Source organism: Parafrankia discariae, from assembly GCF_000373365.1.
Taxonomy (GTDB): Bacteria; Actinomycetota; Actinomycetes; order Frankiales; family Frankiaceae; genus Parafrankia; species Parafrankia discariae.
In genome coordinates, this window is sequence record NZ_KB891203.1 from 1 (window position 1) to 19,672 (window position 19,672).

35 protein-coding genes, 1 tRNA gene and 1 pseudogene are annotated in these 19,672 nt (G+C 71.2%); 4 read left to right on the forward strand and 33 right to left on the reverse strand.

Annotated features, from left to right (window positions below):
• A pseudogene (locus B056_RS36100) lies at positions 1-237 on the forward strand (IS256 family transposase); the annotation flags it as partial.
• A gap of 69 nt (positions 238-306) precedes the next feature.
• Here the strand turns inward: B056_RS36100 and B056_RS0110840 are convergent.
• The 22 genes from B056_RS0110840 to B056_RS36110 form a co-directional block, all read right to left on the reverse strand.
• Positions 307-1,305, reverse strand: a complete 999-nt coding sequence (locus B056_RS0110840; RefSeq protein ID WP_026239553.1) for a hypothetical protein — start codon at positions 1,303-1,305, stop codon at positions 307-309.
• Positions 1,302-1,832: an HAD-IIIA family hydrolase gene (locus B056_RS0110845; protein WP_018501884.1), complete on the reverse strand. Its 531-nt coding sequence runs from the start codon at positions 1,830-1,832 to the stop codon at positions 1,302-1,304. Before B056_RS0110845 ends, B056_RS0110840 begins: the two co-directional genes overlap by 4 nt.
• On the reverse strand, positions 1,829-2,143 hold the full coding sequence (locus B056_RS0110850; protein ID WP_018501885.1) for a hypothetical protein: 315 nt from the start codon (positions 2,141-2,143) through the stop codon (positions 1,829-1,831). The genes B056_RS0110845 and B056_RS0110850 overlap by 4 nt, the downstream gene beginning before the upstream one ends.
• Complete coding sequence (locus B056_RS0110855) at positions 2,136-2,723, reverse strand: hypothetical protein (protein ID WP_018501886.1); 588 nt, start codon at positions 2,721-2,723, stop codon at positions 2,136-2,138. The genes B056_RS0110850 and B056_RS0110855 overlap by 8 nt, the downstream gene beginning before the upstream one ends.
• A complete protein-coding gene (locus B056_RS0110860) occupies positions 2,711-3,043 on the reverse strand; it encodes a hypothetical protein (RefSeq protein ID WP_018501887.1) in 333 nt (110 codons plus the stop codon). The genes B056_RS0110855 and B056_RS0110860 overlap by 13 nt, the downstream gene beginning before the upstream one ends.
• A gap of 111 nt (positions 3,044-3,154) precedes the next feature.
• Entirely contained in the window at positions 3,155-3,406 is a 252-nt protein-coding gene (locus tag B056_RS0110870) for a hypothetical protein (protein ID WP_230202939.1), read from the reverse strand.
• 5 nt (positions 3,407-3,411) lie between these two features.
• On the reverse strand, positions 3,412-3,687 hold the full coding sequence (locus B056_RS0110875; RefSeq protein ID WP_018501890.1) for a hypothetical protein: 276 nt from the start codon (positions 3,685-3,687) through the stop codon (positions 3,412-3,414).
• Positions 3,688-3,887: 200 nt separating this feature from the next.
• Positions 3,888-4,622, reverse strand: coding sequence for a hypothetical protein (locus B056_RS0110880; RefSeq protein WP_026239554.1), 735 nt, complete (start codon positions 4,620-4,622; stop codon positions 3,888-3,890).
• 76 nt (positions 4,623-4,698) lie between these two features.
• Complete coding sequence (locus B056_RS0110885) at positions 4,699-5,235, reverse strand: hypothetical protein (protein WP_154676970.1); 537 nt, start codon at positions 5,233-5,235, stop codon at positions 4,699-4,701.
• Between the two features lie 198 nt (positions 5,236-5,433).
• On the reverse strand, positions 5,434-6,531 hold the full coding sequence (locus B056_RS42670; RefSeq protein WP_026239555.1) for an HNH endonuclease: 1,098 nt from the start codon (positions 6,529-6,531) through the stop codon (positions 5,434-5,436).
• Positions 6,531-6,833 (reverse strand): hypothetical protein, encoded by a 303-nt coding sequence (locus B056_RS0110895; RefSeq protein ID WP_018501892.1) that lies wholly within the window; start codon positions 6,831-6,833, stop codon positions 6,531-6,533. The genes B056_RS42670 and B056_RS0110895 overlap by 1 nt, the downstream gene beginning before the upstream one ends.
• Positions 6,830-7,246, reverse strand: a complete 417-nt coding sequence (locus tag B056_RS0110900) for an HNH endonuclease (protein ID WP_018501893.1) — start codon at positions 7,244-7,246, stop codon at positions 6,830-6,832. Before B056_RS0110900 ends, B056_RS0110895 begins: the two co-directional genes overlap by 4 nt.
• On the reverse strand, positions 7,246-7,458 hold the full coding sequence (locus B056_RS0110905; RefSeq protein ID WP_026239556.1) for a hypothetical protein: 213 nt from the start codon (positions 7,456-7,458) through the stop codon (positions 7,246-7,248). Before B056_RS0110905 ends, B056_RS0110900 begins: the two co-directional genes overlap by 1 nt.
• Complete coding sequence (locus B056_RS0110910) at positions 7,458-7,763, reverse strand: hypothetical protein (RefSeq protein WP_018501895.1); 306 nt, start codon at positions 7,761-7,763, stop codon at positions 7,458-7,460. The genes B056_RS0110905 and B056_RS0110910 overlap by 1 nt, the downstream gene beginning before the upstream one ends.
• Positions 7,764-7,888: 125 nt before the next feature.
• Positions 7,889-8,242, reverse strand: a complete 354-nt coding sequence (locus tag B056_RS0110915) for a hypothetical protein (RefSeq protein WP_035751257.1) — start codon at positions 8,240-8,242, stop codon at positions 7,889-7,891.
• Positions 8,243-8,326: 84 nt separating this feature from the next.
• Positions 8,327-8,710 (reverse strand): hypothetical protein, encoded by a 384-nt coding sequence (locus tag B056_RS0110920; protein WP_018501897.1) that lies wholly within the window; start codon positions 8,708-8,710, stop codon positions 8,327-8,329.
• On the reverse strand, positions 8,707-9,108 hold the full coding sequence (locus tag B056_RS0110925; protein ID WP_018501898.1) for a hypothetical protein: 402 nt from the start codon (positions 9,106-9,108) through the stop codon (positions 8,707-8,709). The genes B056_RS0110920 and B056_RS0110925 overlap by 4 nt, the downstream gene beginning before the upstream one ends.
• Complete coding sequence (locus B056_RS0110930) at positions 9,105-9,656, reverse strand: hypothetical protein (RefSeq protein WP_018501899.1); 552 nt, start codon at positions 9,654-9,656, stop codon at positions 9,105-9,107. Before B056_RS0110930 ends, B056_RS0110925 begins: the two co-directional genes overlap by 4 nt.
• Complete coding sequence (locus B056_RS36105; RefSeq protein WP_084647136.1) at positions 9,653-10,183, reverse strand: transcriptional regulator; 531 nt, start codon at positions 10,181-10,183, stop codon at positions 9,653-9,655. Before B056_RS36105 ends, B056_RS0110930 begins: the two co-directional genes overlap by 4 nt.
• Positions 10,180-10,446 carry a hypothetical protein gene (locus B056_RS0110940; protein ID WP_018501901.1) on the reverse strand — a complete coding sequence of 89 codons (267 nt, stop codon included), beginning with the start codon at positions 10,444-10,446 and terminating at the stop codon, positions 10,180-10,182. Before B056_RS0110940 ends, B056_RS36105 begins: the two co-directional genes overlap by 4 nt.
• A 97-nt stretch (positions 10,447-10,543) precedes the next feature.
• Entirely contained in the window at positions 10,544-10,813 is a 270-nt protein-coding gene (locus B056_RS0110945; RefSeq protein ID WP_018501902.1) for a hypothetical protein, read from the reverse strand.
• A 23-nt stretch (positions 10,814-10,836) separates the two neighbouring features.
• A complete protein-coding gene (locus B056_RS36110; RefSeq protein ID WP_195905889.1) occupies positions 10,837-11,061 on the reverse strand; it encodes a helix-turn-helix domain-containing protein in 225 nt (74 codons plus the stop codon).
• A gap of 148 nt (positions 11,062-11,209) precedes the next feature.
• Between B056_RS36110 and B056_RS0110955 the strand changes: the two genes are divergently transcribed.
• Positions 11,210-11,707: a helix-turn-helix domain-containing protein gene (locus B056_RS0110955; RefSeq protein ID WP_018501904.1), complete on the forward strand. Its 498-nt coding sequence runs from the start codon at positions 11,210-11,212 to the stop codon at positions 11,705-11,707.
• 209 nt (positions 11,708-11,916) lie between these two features.
• Positions 11,917-13,320: a helix-turn-helix domain-containing protein gene (locus B056_RS36115; protein ID WP_018501905.1), complete on the forward strand. Its 1,404-nt coding sequence runs from the start codon at positions 11,917-11,919 to the stop codon at positions 13,318-13,320.
• A gap of 98 nt (positions 13,321-13,418) precedes the next feature.
• Here B056_RS36115 and B056_RS0110965 read toward each other — a convergent pair whose 3' ends face one another.
• The 6 genes from B056_RS0110965 to B056_RS45355 form a co-directional block, all read right to left on the reverse strand.
• Positions 13,419-14,303: a phosphotransferase family protein gene (locus B056_RS0110965; RefSeq protein WP_230202940.1), complete on the reverse strand. Its 885-nt coding sequence runs from the start codon at positions 14,301-14,303 to the stop codon at positions 13,419-13,421.
• 18 nt (positions 14,304-14,321) lie between these two features.
• Complete coding sequence (locus B056_RS0110970; protein WP_026239559.1) at positions 14,322-14,864, reverse strand: NUDIX hydrolase; 543 nt, start codon at positions 14,862-14,864, stop codon at positions 14,322-14,324.
• A gap of 156 nt (positions 14,865-15,020) precedes the next feature.
• Positions 15,021-15,164, reverse strand: a complete 144-nt coding sequence (locus tag B056_RS44325) for a hypothetical protein (protein WP_230202941.1) — start codon at positions 15,162-15,164, stop codon at positions 15,021-15,023.
• On the reverse strand, positions 15,161-15,664 hold the full coding sequence (locus B056_RS0110975) for a hypothetical protein (RefSeq protein ID WP_018501908.1): 504 nt from the start codon (positions 15,662-15,664) through the stop codon (positions 15,161-15,163). Before B056_RS0110975 ends, B056_RS44325 begins: the two co-directional genes overlap by 4 nt.
• 64 nt (positions 15,665-15,728) lie before the next feature.
• The gene (locus B056_RS0110980) at positions 15,729-16,010 is read right to left on the reverse strand and encodes a hypothetical protein (protein ID WP_018501909.1); all 282 of its coding nucleotides are present in this window, start codon (positions 16,008-16,010) and stop codon (positions 15,729-15,731) included.
• 76 nt (positions 16,011-16,086) lie between these two features.
• Positions 16,087-16,209, reverse strand: coding sequence for a hypothetical protein (locus B056_RS45355; protein ID WP_018501910.1), 123 nt, complete (start codon positions 16,207-16,209; stop codon positions 16,087-16,089).
• 402 nt (positions 16,210-16,611) lie between these two features.
• Here B056_RS45355 and B056_RS0110990 point away from each other — a divergent pair, with 402 nt between their 5' ends.
• Entirely contained in the window at positions 16,612-16,815 is a 204-nt protein-coding gene (locus B056_RS0110990) for a hypothetical protein (RefSeq protein ID WP_018501911.1), read from the forward strand.
• A gap of 32 nt (positions 16,816-16,847) precedes the next feature.
• Here B056_RS0110990 and B056_RS0110995 read toward each other — a convergent pair whose 3' ends face one another.
• The 5 genes from B056_RS0110995 to B056_RS0111015 all read right to left on the reverse strand — a co-directional run bounded on the left by B056_RS0110995 (position 16,848) and on the right by B056_RS0111015 (position 19,607).
• On the reverse strand, positions 16,848-17,234 hold the full coding sequence (locus B056_RS0110995) for a hypothetical protein (RefSeq protein ID WP_230202942.1): 387 nt from the start codon (positions 17,232-17,234) through the stop codon (positions 16,848-16,850).
• 174 nt (positions 17,235-17,408) lie between these two features.
• Complete coding sequence (locus tag B056_RS0111000; RefSeq protein WP_230202943.1) at positions 17,409-17,678, reverse strand: hypothetical protein; 270 nt, start codon at positions 17,676-17,678, stop codon at positions 17,409-17,411.
• A 22-nt stretch (positions 17,679-17,700) separates the two neighbouring features.
• Positions 17,701-18,252, reverse strand: a complete 552-nt coding sequence (locus tag B056_RS0111005; protein ID WP_018501914.1) for a Panacea domain-containing protein — start codon at positions 18,250-18,252, stop codon at positions 17,701-17,703.
• Between the two features lie 51 nt (positions 18,253-18,303).
• On the reverse strand, positions 18,304-19,275 hold the full coding sequence (locus B056_RS0111010; RefSeq protein WP_230202944.1) for a tyrosine-type recombinase/integrase: 972 nt from the start codon (positions 19,273-19,275) through the stop codon (positions 18,304-18,306).
• A gap of 260 nt (positions 19,276-19,535) precedes the next feature.
• Positions 19,536-19,607, reverse strand: a tRNA-Val gene (locus B056_RS0111015).
• Positions 19,608-19,672: the final 65 nt, after the last annotated feature.

Here is a 19,672-nt window from a genome sequence, read left to right on the forward strand (position 1 = left end):
ACGAACCCGATCGAGTCCACGTTCGCGACCGTGCGCCACCGCACCCGGGTCACCAAGGGCCCCGGATCCCGGGCCGCCGGGCTGGCCATGGCGTTCAAACTGATCGAGGCCGCCCAGGCCCGCTGGCGGGCGGTCAACGCACCCCACCTCGTCGCCCTCGTCCGCGCCGGCGCCGTCTTCGAAGGCGGCCAGCTCGTCGAACGCCCCACCACCACACCCATCACCCAAGCCGCCTAACGATCACCATCCACAAGTCTTGACTATTTCTCAGGCGGGCGTGCCGATGGTCGATGCGGGTCACTGTCGCTACTCCTGTTCGGTGGTGTCCGGCACTGCCCAGCCGGGCGTGGGCACGGCGACGATGTCGAGGCCGGCCCAGGTGGCGATGCGGACCAGGTCGGCGAGGTGCACGGCGTCGGCGGCGCCTTGCAGGGTGCGGCTGACGGCGGCCGGGGTGACGCCGGCGTCCTGGGCGGCCTGGCGCAGCAGGATGCCGCGGGCGGCGGCGGCGTCAGCGAACGCACCTGCGACCTTCCGCAGCATGGGCGGGGGGTCGGCCAGGTCGCCGGCGAACCGATCGGCCACGGCGCGAACGACGTGCCCGAGGGCTTGGCGCCCTTCTTCGGTGAGCTCTCCGGATCCGCGGACGATAACCGTGACGTCTCCTCCGGCAGCGTTCGGCACCGTGACCGGACGGCAGTGGTCTCGGCCCCGCTCGGCCGCGATCAAGGGGGTCTGCCGGTCCGTGCTGGCGCGGATGATGCCGCCTACTTGCTCGCTACCTGAAGCCTGCGGGTTGCGAGTAGGAGCCCGCGCCGGCCTGTCTGACACCCAGGTGGCGTACTGCTCGCGGGTCATCCCGAGGACGTCGTGTAGTGGCTCGCTGGTGCGGTGGCCATCGTGCCAGGCGTCGACGAGCTCATCCTCGAGGTCGCTGATCCGGGTCTGCAGGTCCTCGACGAGCTTGCCGGTGACGGCGAGGGCTGCCGCGGTCTCGGCCTGGTTCGTCGCGATCCGGGTCTCCAGGTCGAGGACGCGTCGGGTCAGGCCGGATGCCCGGGTCTGGGCGTCAGCGAGCTCGCCGGTGCGCACATCGAGGATCCGGAGGAGCCGTCGGGCAATCATCAGGTTCAGGCCGGCCGGGTCGAGCCCCCGGCCGGCGAGGATGTCGTCGGCGGCTGCGGAGGCCTTCTCCGCAGCCGCGAGCTGTTCGGTGAGCTCGATGACCTGCGCTTCCGCGGAGGCGAGCAGCTGGACCAGTTCGTCCATGTGGGCGCGTCGGATGGATTCGGGCTGGCTGGTCACGGTTGCATCACCTCCGCCTGGGCGCGCCAGTCTGTGGCCCACTGGAAGGTGAACCCGGCCAGCCGCGCACACTCCTGATCCTCGATCCGGTCGCCGATGAACAGGCCCAGGTGGGGCGGGTAGTACTCGCCGTACCGGGCGGCCAGTTCGATCGCGCTCTCGATGAGCAGGCCCGGGGAGGGTTTACGGCACCAGCAGCGGGCCAGTTCCGGGTGTGTGGCTTCGGGGAAGTGCGAGCACCAGGCGATCTTGTCGAAGAGGCCGTCGCACAGCTCGTGCGTGCGCATCATGGCCTTGGCGCAGGTCTGCATGGTCATGAATCCGAGGGCGATGCCGCCCTGGTTGGACACGCCGATGATCCGGCCGCCGTGGGCTTTCCACTGACGCATCTGCTCGACGGCCTCCGGGAAGACGATCACATCGTCGGGTCCGTTGACGAACCGGCCGAGTTCGTCACGGCCGTGGCGGACGGTGCCGTCGAGGTCGAGGACGAGCAGTGGGGTCGGCTTCTCGGGCTGGTGGGTCATGGCTCCATCACCTGGGTGTCTCCGCACCGGGTGCAGGTCTGGATCTGGGTGCGGCTGAGGGCGCCGGCGGGCCGGGTCGTGAGGGCGTCAGCCAGGTGCGGCGGGCAGGTGGCCGGCCTGGCGGCCTCCGCCCGCTGGTCGTGGGCCCGGGCACACGGGGTGCACATCTGCAGGGGCAGCTCCTCGGTGAGGCCTGCCATCGGCCTGGTGGTCTCGTACTGGTCGGTACACAGGCCTGGCCGGGTCGGGTGGAGGAAGGCGCACAGGCAGTGGCACTTCATCCCGGGGACGATCGGGAGCGGGTCAGACATCGCCGCTCCCATCGGCGCGGGCTTGCTCCCTGGGTGGGTGGGCGGCCCGCCAGGCGTCGGCCGCGCGGCTGACCGCCTGCACGTACTGGGCGTAGCCGTCGGAGGTGCCCTCGTACGTGCCGTGCCGGCAGGTCAGTGACGCTACGACCCACTGGTCGCCGTCGAGCTGGTCGACCTGCGGGACGCAGCGGTAGCCGTAGGCGCGTGCGTACTCCCAGAGACCGGTGATGATCTTCCGGATCGGTTCGGGAGCGGTGCTGTCGAGCTCGACGACGGCCTCGACACGGGTCATCTCGGCGAGCAGCTCGCCGGCGGTCGGAGTGGGGGTGGCTGCGCGCCACCAGCGGTAGGCGTGGACGTGCCAGGGCACGGCGAGCGCGAGTGTGGCGAGGCGCTGCGTGTCGGACTTCGCCAGGAGCTCGAGCAGGTACATGGTCCAGCTGGTGTCCGTGCCGCCGAGGGCCCGGGCGACGTCGCCGAGGCCGTCGAGCGGGTGGTCGTCGGCCACGGCGGACGGGTGTACCCAGGCGGGTCGCGCGGGCCCGCCGGTGCCGCCTTCGCCGCCCATCAGGACGGCCACTCGCCGTCGAGGACCTCACGGGCGGTCGGCGGGGCGGCGGGCCGCGGCTGAAGTTCCCAGCGTTGGGCCGGTTCGGGCTGCTCGTGGATGGCGACGGCGCGGGCGATGGCCTCGGTGGTGGGGGTGAGGGCGTAGACGGCCTTGGGGCTCACGAACTGGGTGGCCCGGGTGCCGCCATCGGCCGGGATGTCGAGGCGGAGGAACCCCTCGCCGGCGATTTCGACTTCGCGGACGCGGCCGGCGCGGCGGACACGCCCCATGAGTTCGACGATCATCCACTCGTCGAGCTGGTCGCTGGTGCTGCCGTCGGAGTCAGTCACTGGTCTCTTCCCATCCGCAGTCGTCGCACGATTCCTCATTGCCGATGGTGTGGATGCCGTCGGAGGATCGCGGACAGTAGTTCTCGTCCGGTTCGGTCTCGTGGCCCTGCATCAGTCCTGGGTCTCCTCGGCGCCGACGGGGCCGGCGGCCAGGGCGCGGACGGCGGTGTGGAGTAGGCGCCAGGTGGTCTGGGCGATGACCTGGGTGCCGTCCTCGAGCTCGAGGACGAGGCCGACGGAGGCGCGGCCGGTGGTGGTGCTGTTGCGGAGTAGGCCGATGCGGGTCAGCTGCGCGGGCGTGGGGTTGGTGAGGTCGGTCCAGGGGGCGCGTTCGAGGTCCGGGACGATGCTCAGTCCGGTCATGCCGGTCACAGGGTGCCCGCCTGTCGGGTCTGCTGGTCCTGGTGGAGGGCGGCGAGCACGCGGTTGGTGATGTCGTCGACGGCGGCGGCGTGCACGAGGGGCTGGACGTCAGTGGTCTGGTAGTCGCTGAGCGCGACTGTGTGCTCGACGTCGGGGTGGGCGGTGCTGATGTCGCGGGCGTTGGCGTAGGCGGAGTCGAGCAGGCGCAGCGCTTCGGCTCGGTCGCGGGTGCGCAGCTCGAGGGTGACCAGGTATTCGGTGCGGGGTGTCTCGTCGGTCATCGGTGGGTGATCCGTTCTGTCGGTGGTTCGTGGTGGGTTCGGGTGTTTCGGCTACCGGCGCCGTCCTCCGATGCGCCGGTGGTAGGCGGGGCAGTGGCACCAGGTGCAGTAGCTGCGGCGGTGGTCGGCGCGGGGGTGGCCGCAGGTGGCGCGGTGGCAGGGGCGGCGGCCGAGGGCACGGACGAGCGCACGGATATGGATCATGGTGTGGTGCCGGTCCGAGCCGGGGGTGAGCCTGCGGCGCGGGTCGGCTCAGGCCGGCGCTGGGTGCTGGCGAGGATGCGGCGCGCGGTGGCCGCGTGCATGCCGACCTGAGCGGCCAGGTCGGCCGCGCGTTCGGTCGGGCCGCGCGGGTCGTCGTCCGGGAGCGCGGCCGCGAGAGCGAGGAGCCGGGCGGTCTTGGTGCCTGCGGTCTGCGGCTCGTCGGTGTGCGCCTGCGGCTCAGTGTTCGGCTCGGTGCGGCTCAGGGTCGGCTCGGTGGCCGTGGGCGGGGGGCTTGGGCGGGTGAGCCGGCAGGCCAGCGCGCCGGCGACGGCCAGGGCCGGCCAGAGAGCGAGGGCGGCCGCCCACCACGACGGCGGGCCGGTCGGGCTGGTGGTGGCCAGCGCGCAGGCCGCGGCGAGGGCGAGTGGAACCGCGAGCAGGACGGCGGGCAGGGTCCAGCGGGCGCCGGCGGTCCGGCGGAGGTGGAGCTCGCGGGCGGCCGCGGCGGCGAGCAGGATGCCGGCCGCGGCGGTGCCCGCGGCGTGCGGGGGTGCCTGGCCGGCGTCGAGTGCGGCCGCGCCGACCTCGACGGTCGGCAGCGCGCCACCGACGAGGACCAGGACCACGGCGAGGAGGGCGTCCCACAGCCGCGGGGAGGTCAGATTCGTCGCCCAGTGGCGTAGGTAGTCCTCGGCCAGCCAGTCGTATCGGGTGGGGGCAGGATGGGGCACGGGCCATCGCCTTTCGCGGGAGGGTGGCGGCTCGGCCGGCCCTGGGGTGCGCGCACACCCTGGGGTCGGTGTTGTTTCAGAGGATCGGGACGGCGTCGGGCAGGACCGCGCCGGCGATCTGGGCGTTCAGGAGTACGGCGTGGGTGGGCGGGTCCGACTCCGGTCCGCCGTTGTCGAGCCAGACCATGAGCGCGCCGCCGATCCCGATCAGGGCCTGCGCCGGCGTGGAGCCCTCGGCGGTGACGCCGGGCCGGGCGCCGACGATCCACGCGGACCAGACCTGCCCGGCACGCTGGACGCAGACCGTCCACTCGTGCGGGAGCGGCCGCCCGGCGCGCACCGGGCCTTCGGCCGGCGGCGGGACGGTGGGCAGGGGTGGCATCGGGACGGGGATCGGCCCGGTGGTGGCCAGCGTCGCGGCGAGCGCGGCGGCCGCGTCGTGGTCGGCCTCGGCGGCCGTGGCCGTCGGGAAGTCCAGGCCAGCCCAGCGGCAGGTCGAGCAGGTCCAGGACCAGCGGTACCGGCCCCGGGTCAGCTGGAGCTCGTGGTCCTCACCGGGGTCCGCGCTCCCCACCGGAGCCGGCGGCGTAGCCACGGGCGGCAGGTCAGGCACGGACGGGGCCGGCCCTCCTCGTCGGTCCCGGCCCATCCCTGGCAGTGCGGGGGGTGTGGCCGCTCGGGGGGTGTGGCGGGCATGTCCTCGCGGTCCTCGGACGCGACGTACGGGGCTGAGTACACGGCTGATCACCTCCCACCAAGGAGTGTGATCTATCGATCCGACATGATCCATAGCTTTTGCCTCTCGTGCGGGTCAGGCGGTCTCGGCGGCGAGCGACGGGAGAGGTGCGGCGGGGGCGGCCATCGGTGGGCCGAGCAGGTCGGGGACCGGCTCGGCGAACAGCGGCAGCGGGTGCTGGCGGTACGCGGCGGGTTCGGGATGGTGGCGGATCGGCTTACCGCTCTTGGAGACCAGGCGGAACCCCGCGCGCGTGGCGGCCGCGGCGAGCGACGCGCGCGCGTGATCGACGGCGGCATAGGCCGCGACGGTGAAGCCCGCCGGCGGAGCGCCGGCGGGTGCGGCCGCAGGGCGTGTGTCCTCACCGTCAGCGGAGGCCAGGGGATCGACCGGGACTACCGCGAGGTGCGGCGCCGGCTCGCTCGAGCTCACCTGCGCGGCGGTGTTCCCCTCAGTCCCATCACCACCACCCCGAAGGGGTGGTGATGGGACTGGGTATGGGGTCTGGATCGGATCTGGACACGATCCAGGTGGGATCTGGATAGAACCTGGATCGGATCCGGATTGGTTCTGGACCGGTTCCAGATGGGATCTGGATCGGCCCGGCCGGCCGGGCCCGGGGGGCGGCGGCGCCTGGGGGATCGGGCCGAGCGCCATCCCGGCGTGCTCGGCCGCGCGGCCGACGTGCCGTTTCTGGCAGCCGCGGCAGGCCACGACGAGGTTGTCCAGCCCCACCGGCCGGGCCGGGTCGACGAGGTCCAGGACCCCACCGCGGACCGTGCGCCGGTCCGCCCAGCTCACCAGCCGGCCGCACCCCTGGTAGCGGCACCGGTTCCCGTCGCGCGCCTTCACGATGCCGCGCAGCTCCGGGTCGACGGCGGCCGCCTTCTTCACCGCGCGGTCCGCGAGGATCTCCGCGCGGGACGGGTTGTGGCCGAGGTAGTCGTGGATCACCCACCCGTCCTCGACGACGTCGAGCATGCGCACGGCGACGAGCCGGTCGATCAGGTGCTGGTCGCCGTACCGCAGCGCGACCGGGCCGGGGATGACACCGTCGGTGAGCTGGCGGGCGGCATACGCACCGAGGCGGACCCACAGGCCCACGGCCTCGCTGCCGGCGGCCTCAACCTTGGGGTGGTCGGTGAAGTCGTCGCTGATACGGAACCAGGGCATCAGGCACGCACCAGCCGCATCGCGGCGACGGCGATGTCCCAGGAGTCCAGGTAGTAGCCCTGCCCGATCTCCTCGACGTGCGCCGGCCGCCACAGGCCAGCCCGACACAGGGTCGCCTCGGCGGCGACCTCCTGCGGCGTCGTCCCCGTGCCGGCGGGCACGAAGCCGCCCGGGCCGGGGTAGTCCCGCGTGGATCGCGCGACCGCGCCGGCGAACGCCAGGGTGTGTAGGCCGAGGACCGCGGCCGTGACCCGGTGCGCGTGGATCGCATCCGGACGGACCGGTACCAGGAGCAGCCTCATCGCGCCTCCTCGGCGTAGGAGCCCTCAGCGGTGAGCAGGACCCGGCGTGTGCCGTGGATCAGGACCGACACCCGGGCAGGGTCGGCGGCGCGACGAACGAGCATCCCGGCGTCGCGGGCCGCGACCGGGTGGCCGTGCACGTCGCCGTGGCACCCGTCGGCGCCGCGGCCGCACAGGACAAGGAGGTTCGTGGGCGAGTGCAGATCGGTCGCGCGGGAGCCGCCCATGCCCTTGGGACGGCGGTGGTGCAGGGAGTAGCGGGAGATGTCGAGGTCACCGGCGCACGACTCGCACCGGCCACCGGCCCGGGCGAGGACCAGGCGGCGCGTGTCGGCGGGAATCTCGTCGGTCGGGCGGGCGCTGGGCGCGGCCGTGACTGTGACGGGGAGCCACGGCGGACGCGAGCGGGCCATCAGGCGCCGACCGCGGGTGGACGCAGCGGCACCGTCGGCGGGTCGGCCGGGATGACGGCCGCGGGCGGCGGTGCGGCCGGTGCCGGCCGCGGCGCGCGGACGCGACGGACCGCCATCCCGCCGGCGAACACCAGAGCGTGCGCCACGGCGTACGCGGCCGCGAACGCGGCGACGATCGCGGCCGCCACCGACCAGGTCTCCGACGGAGTCATCACCGTGCCGTCTCGACGTCGACGAACGGCAGGGTCGTGATCCGGTTACGGTCGTGACGCCCCCGGTCGAGCAGGTCCCGCAGCATGTCCGCGGGCAGCGCGCGGCCCTCCGGCTCGGCCTCCCGGATCTCGATCGTCGGCACGATCAGGCCCTCGGTCGTGTGGGTCGTGAGCCGCACGGTGTCCAGGCGCACGATCGCGAGAACCGGCTCGTTCGCCCGCACAAATCGCTTGATCATCTCCAGGAGGCCGTTGGTCTCCTGCGTCGGCGGCAGCTTCGACGAGACGCGCAGAGGCACGCTCATCGCAGACGCCCAGCCGTCACGTGGTCGACGAGCACCGTCCGGCCGGCCGGGCCGGCCCCCTCCACTGCGATCACAGGTGTCCTCTCGGGTGCTATGGGCCGGCCTCGGGCAGGCCGGCCGGTGTCTCAGTGCCGCGGCCGCCGCCAGCGCCCGGGATCGGCACAGGTGGCGAAATGGGTGTCCCAGCGGCCGCCCGGGACGTCGGCCGGCGGGTTGACCCGCGCGATCCGCGCGCCGCCGTCGCGGTAGATAGCGACGGCTCCGGCCCGCGTCGGCGTGGCGTTCAGGGGCAGCCACTTCGGGTCTTTCGGGTCCTCGGTCAACGCCCACAGCAGCGCGGCACCGTCCGCGGGACAGCGCTGCGGATGCGCCGCCAGACCCGTCCGCCACAGGAAGGCGCGCCGGTCCCGCAGCTGCCGGCGGATGTCCTCATCCATCAGCAGCAGCTCGCGCAGCGGCAGCACGACGTCATCAGGCATCGGCGGCCGCCCCCGTGGGGATCCCGGGCCCGCCACGGTCGCGCCCGGCGGCCAGCCGCCCGCCCGTAGCGGGCCCGGGGGTTGTCACGCTGCGGCCAGGCGCGGGTTGGTGATCCGCTCGTAGCACCACAGCGTCAGGTCCAAGCCGGGGACGGGCACACGGAGGCTGACGAGCTGCCCCCAGGTGCCGGCGGCGAGCCGGACCGGTACGCCGATCTCGAGTTCGGCCGCGTCCCACACCGACCACAGCGACCGGAGCCGGACCGCGGCGGGCGGGAGCGTGCCCGCGGGCTCGACGTGCACGCTGATCGCGGCGGATGGGCTGACCGCGATCGTGCCCACGCCAAGGATGTGCCCGAGTTCGCACCAGTCCGCGGCCATCCGCAGCGCCTCGGCCTGGATAGCCAGGCTGCGGACGCTCTGCGCGATGACCGGGCCGTCCGTCCAGTGCGACCCGAGGCCGGTCACCGGGCACCCCCGATCTTGAGCGCGACCGTGTCGTGATCGATGTCGATCTCGAACGGCGGCGGCTCCGGGACCAGGGCCAGCAGCACCGGGCCGACGGTCAGTGCCATGGCAACGATCCGCCTCGGCTCGGCGCCGGCCGCGCCGGCGGCCAGGACGAGGCGGGACCAGTGGTCCATCCGGTCCGGGGAGTCAGGCGTCAGCGCGGCGACGTGGGCGGCGAGCTGGTCCGGGTCCTGGATCGGGCTCAGGGCCAGGGCGAGCAGCGCCCGACGCCGGCCCTCTCGGTCCGCCTGGGCGGGGACCATCGGCGTCTGCCCGGAGGGTGCGTCGTGCGTCGAGGTGCCGGTGGGCCGCTCGGAGTCCGCGGCCGGCGTCATCCAGCTGGCGGGCGGGTTCATGCGCTCGCCGCCTGGGTGGTCTGGAGGGTGCGGTCGCGTCCGGTGGGGGTGATCGCCCAGACGGGACGGTCGTGGAGGGTGCTCTGCACGACCAGGCCGGCCGCGGCCTGGCAGGTCAGCCAGGCCAGGACGCGCCGGGTCTCGACCGCCAGCGTCCGGGCGATCGCGGCCGGCGAGATGACGTCCGCGTGCCGGCCGCTCGTCGCCCGTTCGGAAAGGTGCGCGGCGATCGCCGGCCACGTCTCGACGTCGGTGAGGTCACGCTCGCGCAGCGCCTGGGCGTGGGCCTGGCCGGCGGAGGTGACTCGCCAGTGGATGACTTTTCCGATGGAGCGGTGAGCCAGGAGACCGGCCGCGTACAGCTCGGCGAGCCGGCCCTCGAGGTCGGCGACCGCGACGGCGTAGCGGGGGACGGAGAGGCGGCGGGCGACGCCGTGCACCGTCGGGCCCTGCCCGCGGTACGCGATCGCGGCCGAGGTGGCGTTCGTGATCGCGTCCCAGAGCTCCGCGTCGGATACGGAGGCCATCGGCCGCTTCGGCGTGCTCATCGCTTCCAGCCGATCGTGTTACCGAGCTCGATCTCGAGGTCGGCGAGCTTGGGGAGGTCGTGCAGGACACCCCACTGGCTCATCAGGTCCAGCGCGCCGCCGGGTGTGGTGCTGAGCGCCGCGGCGATGTGGACCATGTCGGAGACGCGGACGGAGAGGATGAGGCCGTTCCAGTCCCCCCGGATCCGGCAGATGAGCGTGGCCCACCGGCGGAGCGGGTCCGCCTCGGGCGGGGCGGAGCGCAACGCCACGAGATTGAGGACGATCCGCGGCCGGGGCGTCGTGAGCGTCTCGGCGCCCGCGAGGAACACGCTGACCGGGACACCGAAAAACTCGGCGATCTCCGCCAGACGCTCGACGGTGACCATCCGATCGCCACGCTCGTACGAGCCGATCACAACAGTCTTGATCTTGCCGGCGGACTTCTTCTCGACGTCGGCCAGGCTCAAGCCCTGCTGGGTGCGGACCATGCGGATCCGCTCGCCCACGAGCCGGGCATGGTCACGCCGCCGAAGGTCGGGGGTCATCGGGCCACCGCCGGCACCACGTCACGGGCCGGCACGAGCTGGACGAGCAGCGGGTCGACCGCCGCGGCCAGTTCCGCGAGCTCGTTGACGTCGGCGGCGTCCACGTCACGCAGCGCCTGCGCGAGCTGGGCCCACAGCGTGGCGCGGCCCGCCGTGTCCGGCGCGAGACGGCGCACTTCGGCCGTCACCACCGCGACCGGCAACCGGCTCGCCTGCGTCGCCAGCAACAGCAGATGCCGCCTTCGGGTGTCCTGTACCTTCATGAACGGTTCCTCTCGGAGGTCGTCGAGGGCGTTTGCGAGGGGCCAACTCCGGTGATCCCGTCCGGTCTGGCCCCCCGTGTGCAGGCCGGACGGGTGATCACGGCGCCGTGGCCCTCCGCCGCGACACACGGGCCGCGGCCGAGGCCTTCCCCAGCGCCGCGAAGTGCGCCTTACGCAGATGCGCGGCGATCCGCGCGATCTCCTCCGCCGACGCACCCGGATGCAGCTCCATCGCCTTCCGGGTGAAGCTGCTCAGAAACGCGGACCGCGCCGGCGCGGAAATCGACTCGGCCGACGGCGCCTTCGCCGCACGCATGTGACCGGCACGCACCGCCCGGAGGTGGCGCTCGGCCGGCGTCTCCCCCATCTGCGGAGGCACCCGACCCGACGTCACGGCGTGTCCGAGCTGGTGGTGCCCGTGGGAGTGGCAGTCACCGGACCGATGTGCTCTTCGATCGCGCGGAGGAATCGCGGCGAGATCGTGCGTACTCGTCCACGTTCGATCTTGGAGAGCCAACCCTGGTCGACACCGGCGCGCGTCGCCAGCTCGGTTTGGGTCAAGCGGCAGGAGACCCGCTTGGACCGGATCTCGTCGCCGCTCACCTCGATGGTCATCGTTCGCGACATGAGCGACATGATGTGGACTCATGAAGTCTCATGTCAACTCAAGCGATGCTAAAGATCACACGACGGGGGACCGTCTGCGCGACACCACGCCAATGGGCCACCATGGGCTCCACTCGATATGAGTTCTCATGAGTGAATGGGCGCGATGGATCTCACCGATGAGCAGGCAGCGCACCTTGGACGGGCCATCCGTGCCTACCGAACGAAGACGCTGCGTATCAGCCAACTCGAGGCTGCGAAGCGTGCGCAGCTCAGCATCGCCACCATCGGCCGGATTGAACGAGGCGAGAGCCAGTCCGTCACCGACGACACGATCGCAGGCGTAGAGGAGGCGTTGGACTGGCAGGAAGGCTCCGCCGAGCTCGTCGCACTCGGCGGTGACCCGATCCCGAAAGATCATCCGCGAGCGGTGATCCAAGAGTTCCGAGACTCGACCGGAACGATCCGACACAGGGTCAGTGTGGATCACGAGACCGGTGAGCCCCTGCCAGTCGAGGCGCTGGCCGGGCAGATCGCTGCGTCAGGCACCGAGGAGATACGGATACTGACGCGCCTACTCAGCATCGAGGCACCGCGGCGCGCGTATGTGATTGCGATCCTTGATCGCATTCTCGATCTTGTGGACAGTGTCTGAGCCCTGCCCTGGCGGGGCGCGCCCTCGCGGCGAGGCCAGATGTCGGGAAGCTCGCGCCTCGCGGTCACGCTCCGGCTATGGTCTGATGCGCTCACGCAATGCATCCGAGCATGCAGGCCGGACGATCAGCTAGTACGTGATGATCAGTCACCTACATGTGAGAGCCCGGACTCACACGCCCTCGACATCACGCCCGGAGGACCACCGGGATGGACGACGCCCCCTCACCCCTCGCCCAGCTCGGCGCGGAGTTATGCCGCCGCCGTACTGACGCGGGGCTCACCCAGGACGCACTCGCCGCCGCCGCCGGCTTCCCGAAGGCACGTGCTGCTATCAGCAGATGCGAACGCGAGAAGGAACCACTGTCCGACAGGTTCGCCCAGTTGGTCGACGAGGCGCTCGGCGCCGGCGGAGAGATCATCAGACTTTGCCGCATGGTCGAAGCCGAAAAGCTGCGCCAGGCCGCCGACAAGCTGTCCCCTGCGGCGAGCCCTCCTGACCTCTCCGAGCGCCAGTCAACATCGACAATCACCGCGCTTGATCGACTAGACCAAAGCCCAGGGTTCCAGGCACTCTCAGAGGAGCGCTCCCCTGCGGCCGAGGAGGACACCACGGACCGGAGACAGCTCCTTCAGACCGGCGGCCTCGCAACCGGATTCATTTTCGCTACGGGCGCTTCAGCGTCCGCACTCTCCGAGCGACTCGCCCGAGCCGATCCCATCCCTAAGACACTCCGAGAGATCGGCGTCGACCTCCGCCGAATCGCCGAGACCTACAACACGACTCCCAGGCTCGCGCTGGTACCGCATCTCGAGGCCGGGTGGATCCGTGTACAGAAGCTGCTCGACACTCGGGTCTCCCCGGAGGTGCGTCGCCGGCTCACCGGACAGGCCGGCTGGTACTCGTACTACATCGCCACGCTCGCCTTCGACTTGGGCCAAGACTCGGTCGCTCATGCCCATCTCCCCATCGCCGAGCATCACGCCGAGGAGGCGGGAGACCGGCTACTGGCCGGATCGGTCGCCTCCATGGAATGGGCCTTGGCTCACTTTGGCGGCGATTACATCGGAGCGATGAACATCGCAGCATCGGCCCGGGTCGATGCCGACCCCTACATCCTCCCCACGCTCGCGGCGAACGAGGCGCAGTCCGCCGCGAAGGCGCGCCGACCGACCCAGGCTCGCTCTGCGCTCGAGGACATGTGGGATCACATCCTGGTGGATATCACCGTTCCAGGTCCGCTCACCCTCGACGAGCAGAACGCCCACGCTGCCAGCGCATCTGTGTATGCAGCGCTCGGCGATGGGGTGGCAGCCGAATCGCACGCACGCAGCTCACTTCGGCTACTCGCAGGAACCGGCCAGTTCGGAGAGATGGGAGGTACGTATAACGCGCTGGCCCGCTCATTCCTGCGCCGGAAGAATCCTGACCCTGAGCAGGCCGCCGACGCGGCACGAAGCGCGCTCGCCGCTATCGAGCATCGGCCCGTGCGGTGGGTGATTCGACCGGTGGATGATCTGTGGCAACGGATGAACGCAGGCTGGGGCACGCTTCCCGCTGTCGCCGAATTGGGCCACCAGCTCGCTCTACACCGCAGCGCCGCCCTCGGGTAGCGTGCCGGGCCGCCGACGGCCGAGGCCCCGCCGCGACGCTGCGGCAGGGCCTCGGGGTGTGGGCGGGCCAGTGGAGGCCTCACGCCAGTGGGGAAGATTTAGGCGGATGCAGACCGAAGGGTCGAGGGGGCCGCCGACTGCAGTACCCATGCGGCCACGCGCCGAGCTGCCCCGGCGCGCGACGCCCATCCGGCGCCCCCGACCGTCACCGCCCGGTAGCCCCAAAGGCCCGCCACGTACAGCGCGAACGCCGTCAGCGTGTCCCGGTCGAGCGTCCAGCAGGACAAGCCGTGGGCCCATGCCTCCGCGCTGTTCGGGTCGTGTCCGACCTCGACGAGCCGCAGCAGCAGGAAGGCCGCGTCCACCCACCCGGCGCCCGCCGCGGGCCAGCCCCAGTCCACGACCCGTGTCCCGGCCGGGCCGATCAGGAACTGGTCGCCATGCAGGTCGGCGTGGATCAGCCGGTCACCCTCGACGAGCACCGGGACGCGCGCCGACCACCGCTCGGCCTCGGGCACGTCCCAACCCTCGACAGCCGCCGGGTTCACCTCGGCGAGCTGCTCCCACCAGGTGCAGCCCTCCCACCGAGCGCGCATGCTCCGCAGGCCCGGCGCGGCCAGCTGGCTGAGCTGGTCGACGGTGGCCGCGACCACGGGCAGGTCCGCCGAGCCGGGCGCGAGACTCGCCGCCCGGCCGGGGGCGTACTCGAACCCGACGATCAGCCAGTCATCGGCGTCGATGGCGAACAGCGCCGCCGGTGCGATGCCGGCGGCGAGCTGCCCGGCGGTGATCTCGTTCCGGAGCCAGCGCATCTGCCGGCCGACTCCGTTCACGGCCTTCACGAACACCGGCCCGGCCTGGCCGTGCACCACGGCGGCGAGGTCGTTGTTCTCCCCACCGGGCACGTCGTGCGCGGCGGTGACGTGCCCGATGTGCCCCTCCACGGTTTGACGTACCAGGTCGGGGACCGTCGTCCACGTCACCGCCATCACACCCTTGTCTCAGCGAAGAGCGGCCGCGATGCGGCGCCGCAGTGTTTCGTCGCTGACGCTATCGACCGGGCGCCAGTCCGCGGCGGTGACCTCCTCGGCCTGGAGCTGGCCGACCTCGGCATCTGTGCGGAAGAGAAACCGGAAGTCGATGTGCTGGTGGTCCGGCTCGCCCTTGGTTCCATTGGCGGGGATGGGGTGGACGTCGATGTGGATCGGGCTGGCGGCCGCGGAGATGACCGCGCCGGCGGGAATGCCGGTCTCCTCAACGAGCTCGCGTAGGGCGGCGTCCTGTAGCGAGCCGTCTCCTGCCTCGAGGTGACCGCCCGGCAGGAGCCACCGGCCCAAAGCCAGGTGGTGGATCTGCAGGATGCTGCCGTCGGCGTCAGCGAGGATCGCTCCGGCGGTCGCGTGGCCGCGGAACTCGCCTCGAGAGGCGAGGTTGGCCCCTGCGTCGAGGAGCCCGACGGCGGGCGCGAGGGCCTCCTTGTCCTCGGGGTAGGTGTCGAGGTAGCCGGTCAGGGTCGTACGGATGTGTTCTGCCGTGATGGGCATAATGATCACCTGTTGAAGTAGCTGAGCCAGATTGCCGCGATCGCGGCGCGGTCCGCGGCGGAGACCTCGTGGAGGCCTGGGGCCAGGTCGCGACGCTGCGGCGGGGCCTCGGGGTGTGGGCGGGCCGTTGGAGGCCTCACGCCAGCAGGGAAAGGTTCAGACAGGGCTGCCGCTGCCGGGGCAGGTGCCACCGCCGGGCTTCTGGTGGATGTTGATGGTGCCGTTCCTGACTCCGGCACGCTGGCCGCAAACGGGGCAGGTTGCAGCATTGGCCAATAACGGGATGATAATGCCGTTCACATTGCCTCCAGCCATTGATAGTCCTGTCCCGACTGCGGGGTGCGGCCAGCCGGGAGCGTCTGCAGGAAATAAAGATGACAGACGTTCCTGCGGTGGAACTCGATGTTCATGCCGTACTTGTGGAAGCCGTCTTTCTCGGACAGCACTCGTACAGCGGCAACCTCAGGGTTCCCACTGTTGAGGATCAGCGCCCGGAGGTACTGTTCAACGTCACGGGTGCGAACTTTTCCCCCGGATAGCTCAAGGTCGGGCAGCGGGACCGGGGTTGGCGGTTCCCCCTCGACAATCGTCTCGGGCTGCGTGTGGTCGTCACCACCGGGCGGCGCCGAGGACACGATGTTTGCGTAAAGGGAGCCACCGGACGCGAACGAGACGATCAGACCGTACGGACCGGCGCCCTTGAATCCCGCCTCTGCGAAGGTTTTGGCTTCGCGAATCACTCCGCCCCCGCTGACCGGAATGAGCGCTTTGAGGAAGGGTTCAAATCGCTGAACACGCACGGGCTCTCCTTTTGCGGACGGTCGTCGATGTCGTCAGGATATCGGCGCCTCCTAACGATCTCGGCTAGTGGTCGAAGAGGTTGTCGTACAGGCCCTGGCGGATCTCGGCCACGAACCGCGCCCAGGCCTGCGCGGGCACGATGAGGTCGGGCCCACGGCCGCAGCGCAGGATCACGGCCTGGCGGACCGCGCCGACGGCGAGGACGTCGGCGGCCGGCGTCGTGGCCTGCAGCCACTCGACCGGACCCGAGACCCCCGACCCGGCGCCAGGGTCGCTCCAGTGGTCCGGGCCGCTCGGCGGGTCAGGTGTCGCGGTTCCCTGCGTCGGTGGGCTATGACCGTCCACGGGTTTGTCTCCCTCGTCGGTGGGGTGGTCCGCGCCGAACCCGAGGCGTGTGGTGGCGCCGCGGGCCCGGCGCGCGTCATGCGGCCAGGAACGGAACGACGAACCAGGCGTTGGGCTCGTCCTGGCGCTCGGTCCAGGCCTGCGCGGCTCGCCGGGTGCCGAACCAGTGGTTCGCCGAGACGGGTACGCCGTCGGCCATCCGAACCACGGTGAACAACGCTGGCGTGGGTGGGCGGTGGGCACCCCCGTTGCAGGTGCCCGCGCGGATCCGTAGCCGCATGTGGCGTTGTGGTCGTCGACTGCCGTTCACCAGCGACACCCCCGTGTCATCGTCCGTCCAGCTAGATCAGTTCACCGCGTTCGGGAGGCGGTGGCTAGTACGTGAGTACCAGTCACCTACATGTGCACTCCCGCCGTCACATGTGACGGCGAGCACGCACAGAGAACGAACAGGGCAACTCATTTGAATACGCATAGTCATTCTTCGCACAACAACCCGACAGAACCCACCACCGTGCGTCTTCCTAGCCTGCCCGGAGAGTTAGTTTTCGTATTGACAAGATGATCAATTGCGATCCGGGACCGAGTAGGGGGGCCAAGGGTGCTGGTCGAGACAACGGAGGACGCCACGAGCGTCGAGGAGCGCGAGGGGGGTCTCGTCCTGCTCGTCCGGCGAGCGGCCCTCGCCGACGCCGACCTACGGGCGCTCCGAGCCGTGCTCGCGCCCGTCTCCGGCCGGATAGTCGGCTGCCCATACGCGCCGCGCCGCCGGCCGCGGCCGGGCCGGCCGCCCGGCCCTGGGTGACGTGGTTCCGAATCCACTGCCCGGGGCGGTGGTCACGTCAGCGGACTGGCTTCCTGGATCCGCTGCTTGTGGACGGCATCTGCGCCGTTGTAGAAGCCGGAGCGGTAGGACGGAGTGTCGCGGGTGTACCCGGCGGCGCGCGATGCCTCGGCGAGCTGGGGCATCTTGGGCGGGTGGTAGCCCTCGCGGGCCCAGTCTCGGACCGACATGAGGAGCGCGGACTCAAGCTCGGCCAGGGGAATACTGCGAGCCCACCTGGCGCCCGCCGACTCGCCCGCGACCCGGTCTGCCTTGCGCTGGGCACTGACGGCCAAACGGGCGGCATCATCTTCGCAGGCGGCCAGCTCGCGGACGTCATCGTCGGCCGTCACGCTGATCACCATGGGTTCGCGCGGGGCCGGCCCGTTCTCGATATTCATCGCGGCAGTGTGCCAGAGGCTGCCGGAGCATCACCCGTCGAGTGCATAGAGGAACCGACCCGCTCCGGATGGCGGGGAATGCCGAGCTATCGGTGGGACGAATCCAGCTGCACGCCCTCGCATACGCGTCGAGGCTCCGCCGCATCTCCGCGGCGGGGGCTTCGACGGTGGAGGTCAGACGGGTCTGTTCAGCGTGGCGAAGCTGTCGCAGCGCACCACGTGGTCGCGTTCGTCGATCCAGAAGGAGCAGCAGACCGCGCTCCAGTCCTTGTGTTCGGAGCGTGGGATGGAGGAGAACCAGAGGTTCGCGAACCCGGGTTCGCGGCGGGCGCCTTGATAGGGGTCATCCGTGCGGGTGAAGATCCAGGTGGTTACGAGCCGGCGAATCTCTTCAGGCGGCGATTCCAGCCCGATCCACAGGTCGAGTCGGTCGAGGAAGTTCACCAGCCGCCACGGCTCGGGAGTGTCAGGCACTGAGCCTCGCACGCAGCGCGTCGAGGTCGTCTGGGATGTCCGGCCCGCGGCGGTCGGCGGCGCCGGCGAGCCAGCGGGACACATCGGCGGAGTCCAGGGCGGGCTCATCGTCCTCGGCGTCGCCGGGCGCGCCGCCGGTGGCGAAGTACTCGCGCATGACGTCCAGCGAGATGGGCGCCGAAGTCCTGGGTAGGCGCCCGCGGTTGGCCTCGGCCCAAGGGGGCTCCCCGTGGCTGAGTACCTCCAGGTCGGTACCTGTCAGTGTGCCGTAGCGGCTCAGGACGTAGCCGATCGTGTTCAGCTCCGCCTCGTCCAGCTCGGCGCCGCCGGGTGCTCCGGCCGGCCCGTTCCGCTCCTCGTACCAGAGCTGGCCGACTACGGGTCCCATGTCCCAGGCCGAAATCGTCTCGCCGAACAGCGGTTCACCGAAGGTCGCGAGGTGGTGACCCTGGCAGTAGTAGAGCATCTTGTGCAGCTTCTTCGTCCCCAGCCCAGGAAGCCGGCTGCGGAGGATGGCTGCCACGTCGCGCGCCGCAGTCGGCATGACGCCCCCTTGGTAGTCGTCGAGGATTGCCCAGGCTATCGCCGGCCACCGTCAAAATCTGTCGGCCAGCCCCAACCGAGCGTGGGCGTTACGGGCGCGGCGGCGCTGGCCGGCCGCGCCGTAGCGCTCGACCATCTCGTGGGACGTCCAGCCAGCGTGGATCATGAGGGCGCCGCGGTCACCGCCGTTGTCGAGCCAGTCGTCGGCGAGCTTGCGGCGGAACTCGTGCCAGTGGGTGCCTGGGCGGCCGATGAGCAGGCCGCGGCGTTCGATGAGCTGCCCGAGGCCGGAGTGGGTGAGCGGCGCCGTGCCGGTCTCGTTGAGCCAGATCGCGCCGGTCTGGTCCGCGTACGGCTTGCCGGCGCGTAGGCGCTGGTAGCGGCCCAGGCTCAGGGCAGTGGTGCGCCCGATGCCGGGGATCCGCTGTTTGCCGCCCTTACCGGTGACCTTGATCGTGCGCAGGTGGAGATCGACGTCGGCAACCGTCATGCCGGCGACCTCCGCGCGCCGGGCGCCGAGGTCGAGGAACGTTCTGATCATCGCCTGATCCCGGATGGCGACGAACCGGGCGCGCTCGTCGAACTTCGGATTGCCGGTCTTCACCGCCACGCACGAGGCGAGCAGCGCGCGGACGTGGTCGTCGGTGAGCTCGGCCGGGATCCGCTGGTCGACCTTCGGCGCCTTGATGCGCTCCATCGGGCTGCGGTCGATGTCCTCCTCGTCGAGGAGGTAGGCCATCCACTGCTGCAGCGCCCGGAAGACCTGATTCGCGTACGCCTGGCCGGGACCGTTCGGGCAGCGCGGGGTCGGGGTGGCCCGGAACGCGACCAGGAACGCCTCGACGTGCTGACGGGTGATCTCCTCGGGCCCGGCCGGGCGCGGGAGCGCGGGCCGCCCGGCGTGGTCGACGGCGCCTTCGGCCGGGGTCTCCTCGAGGGCCAGGAGCCAGGCGACGAACAGCCGGCCGGCGTGCAGGTAGATCCGGCGCGTGTTCGGCTTGCGGTCGGCGGACTCGAGAGACAAGTCCCAATTGATCAGGAGCAGGTTCCACATCGGATCTGCGACGGTCGGGCCGTGGGACAGGGGTCCGCCCGGCGGACGGAGCGTAGGGGTGATCGTCGAGGACACGGGGCGGGAGCATAGGAAGAGCCCGGCACCCTGGCAACATCGTGATCTTGCAGAATTAATCGCTGTGGGAGCGCAGAGCCCGGAGCCCCTTGACGGGACATGATCGAGATTAATAGGGTCCGTGGCTGTTCAGCCGCCGTGTGGGACCGGGTGGGTGGGCGCGGCAGGGATCGAACCTGCGACCACTCGCTTGTAAGGCGAGCGCTCTCCCGCTGAGCTACGCGCCCGGGATGGATGCCAGCCTACGCACAGGCATCGTTCGTCCGGGGCACGGCCGACCGCCGGATCGGCG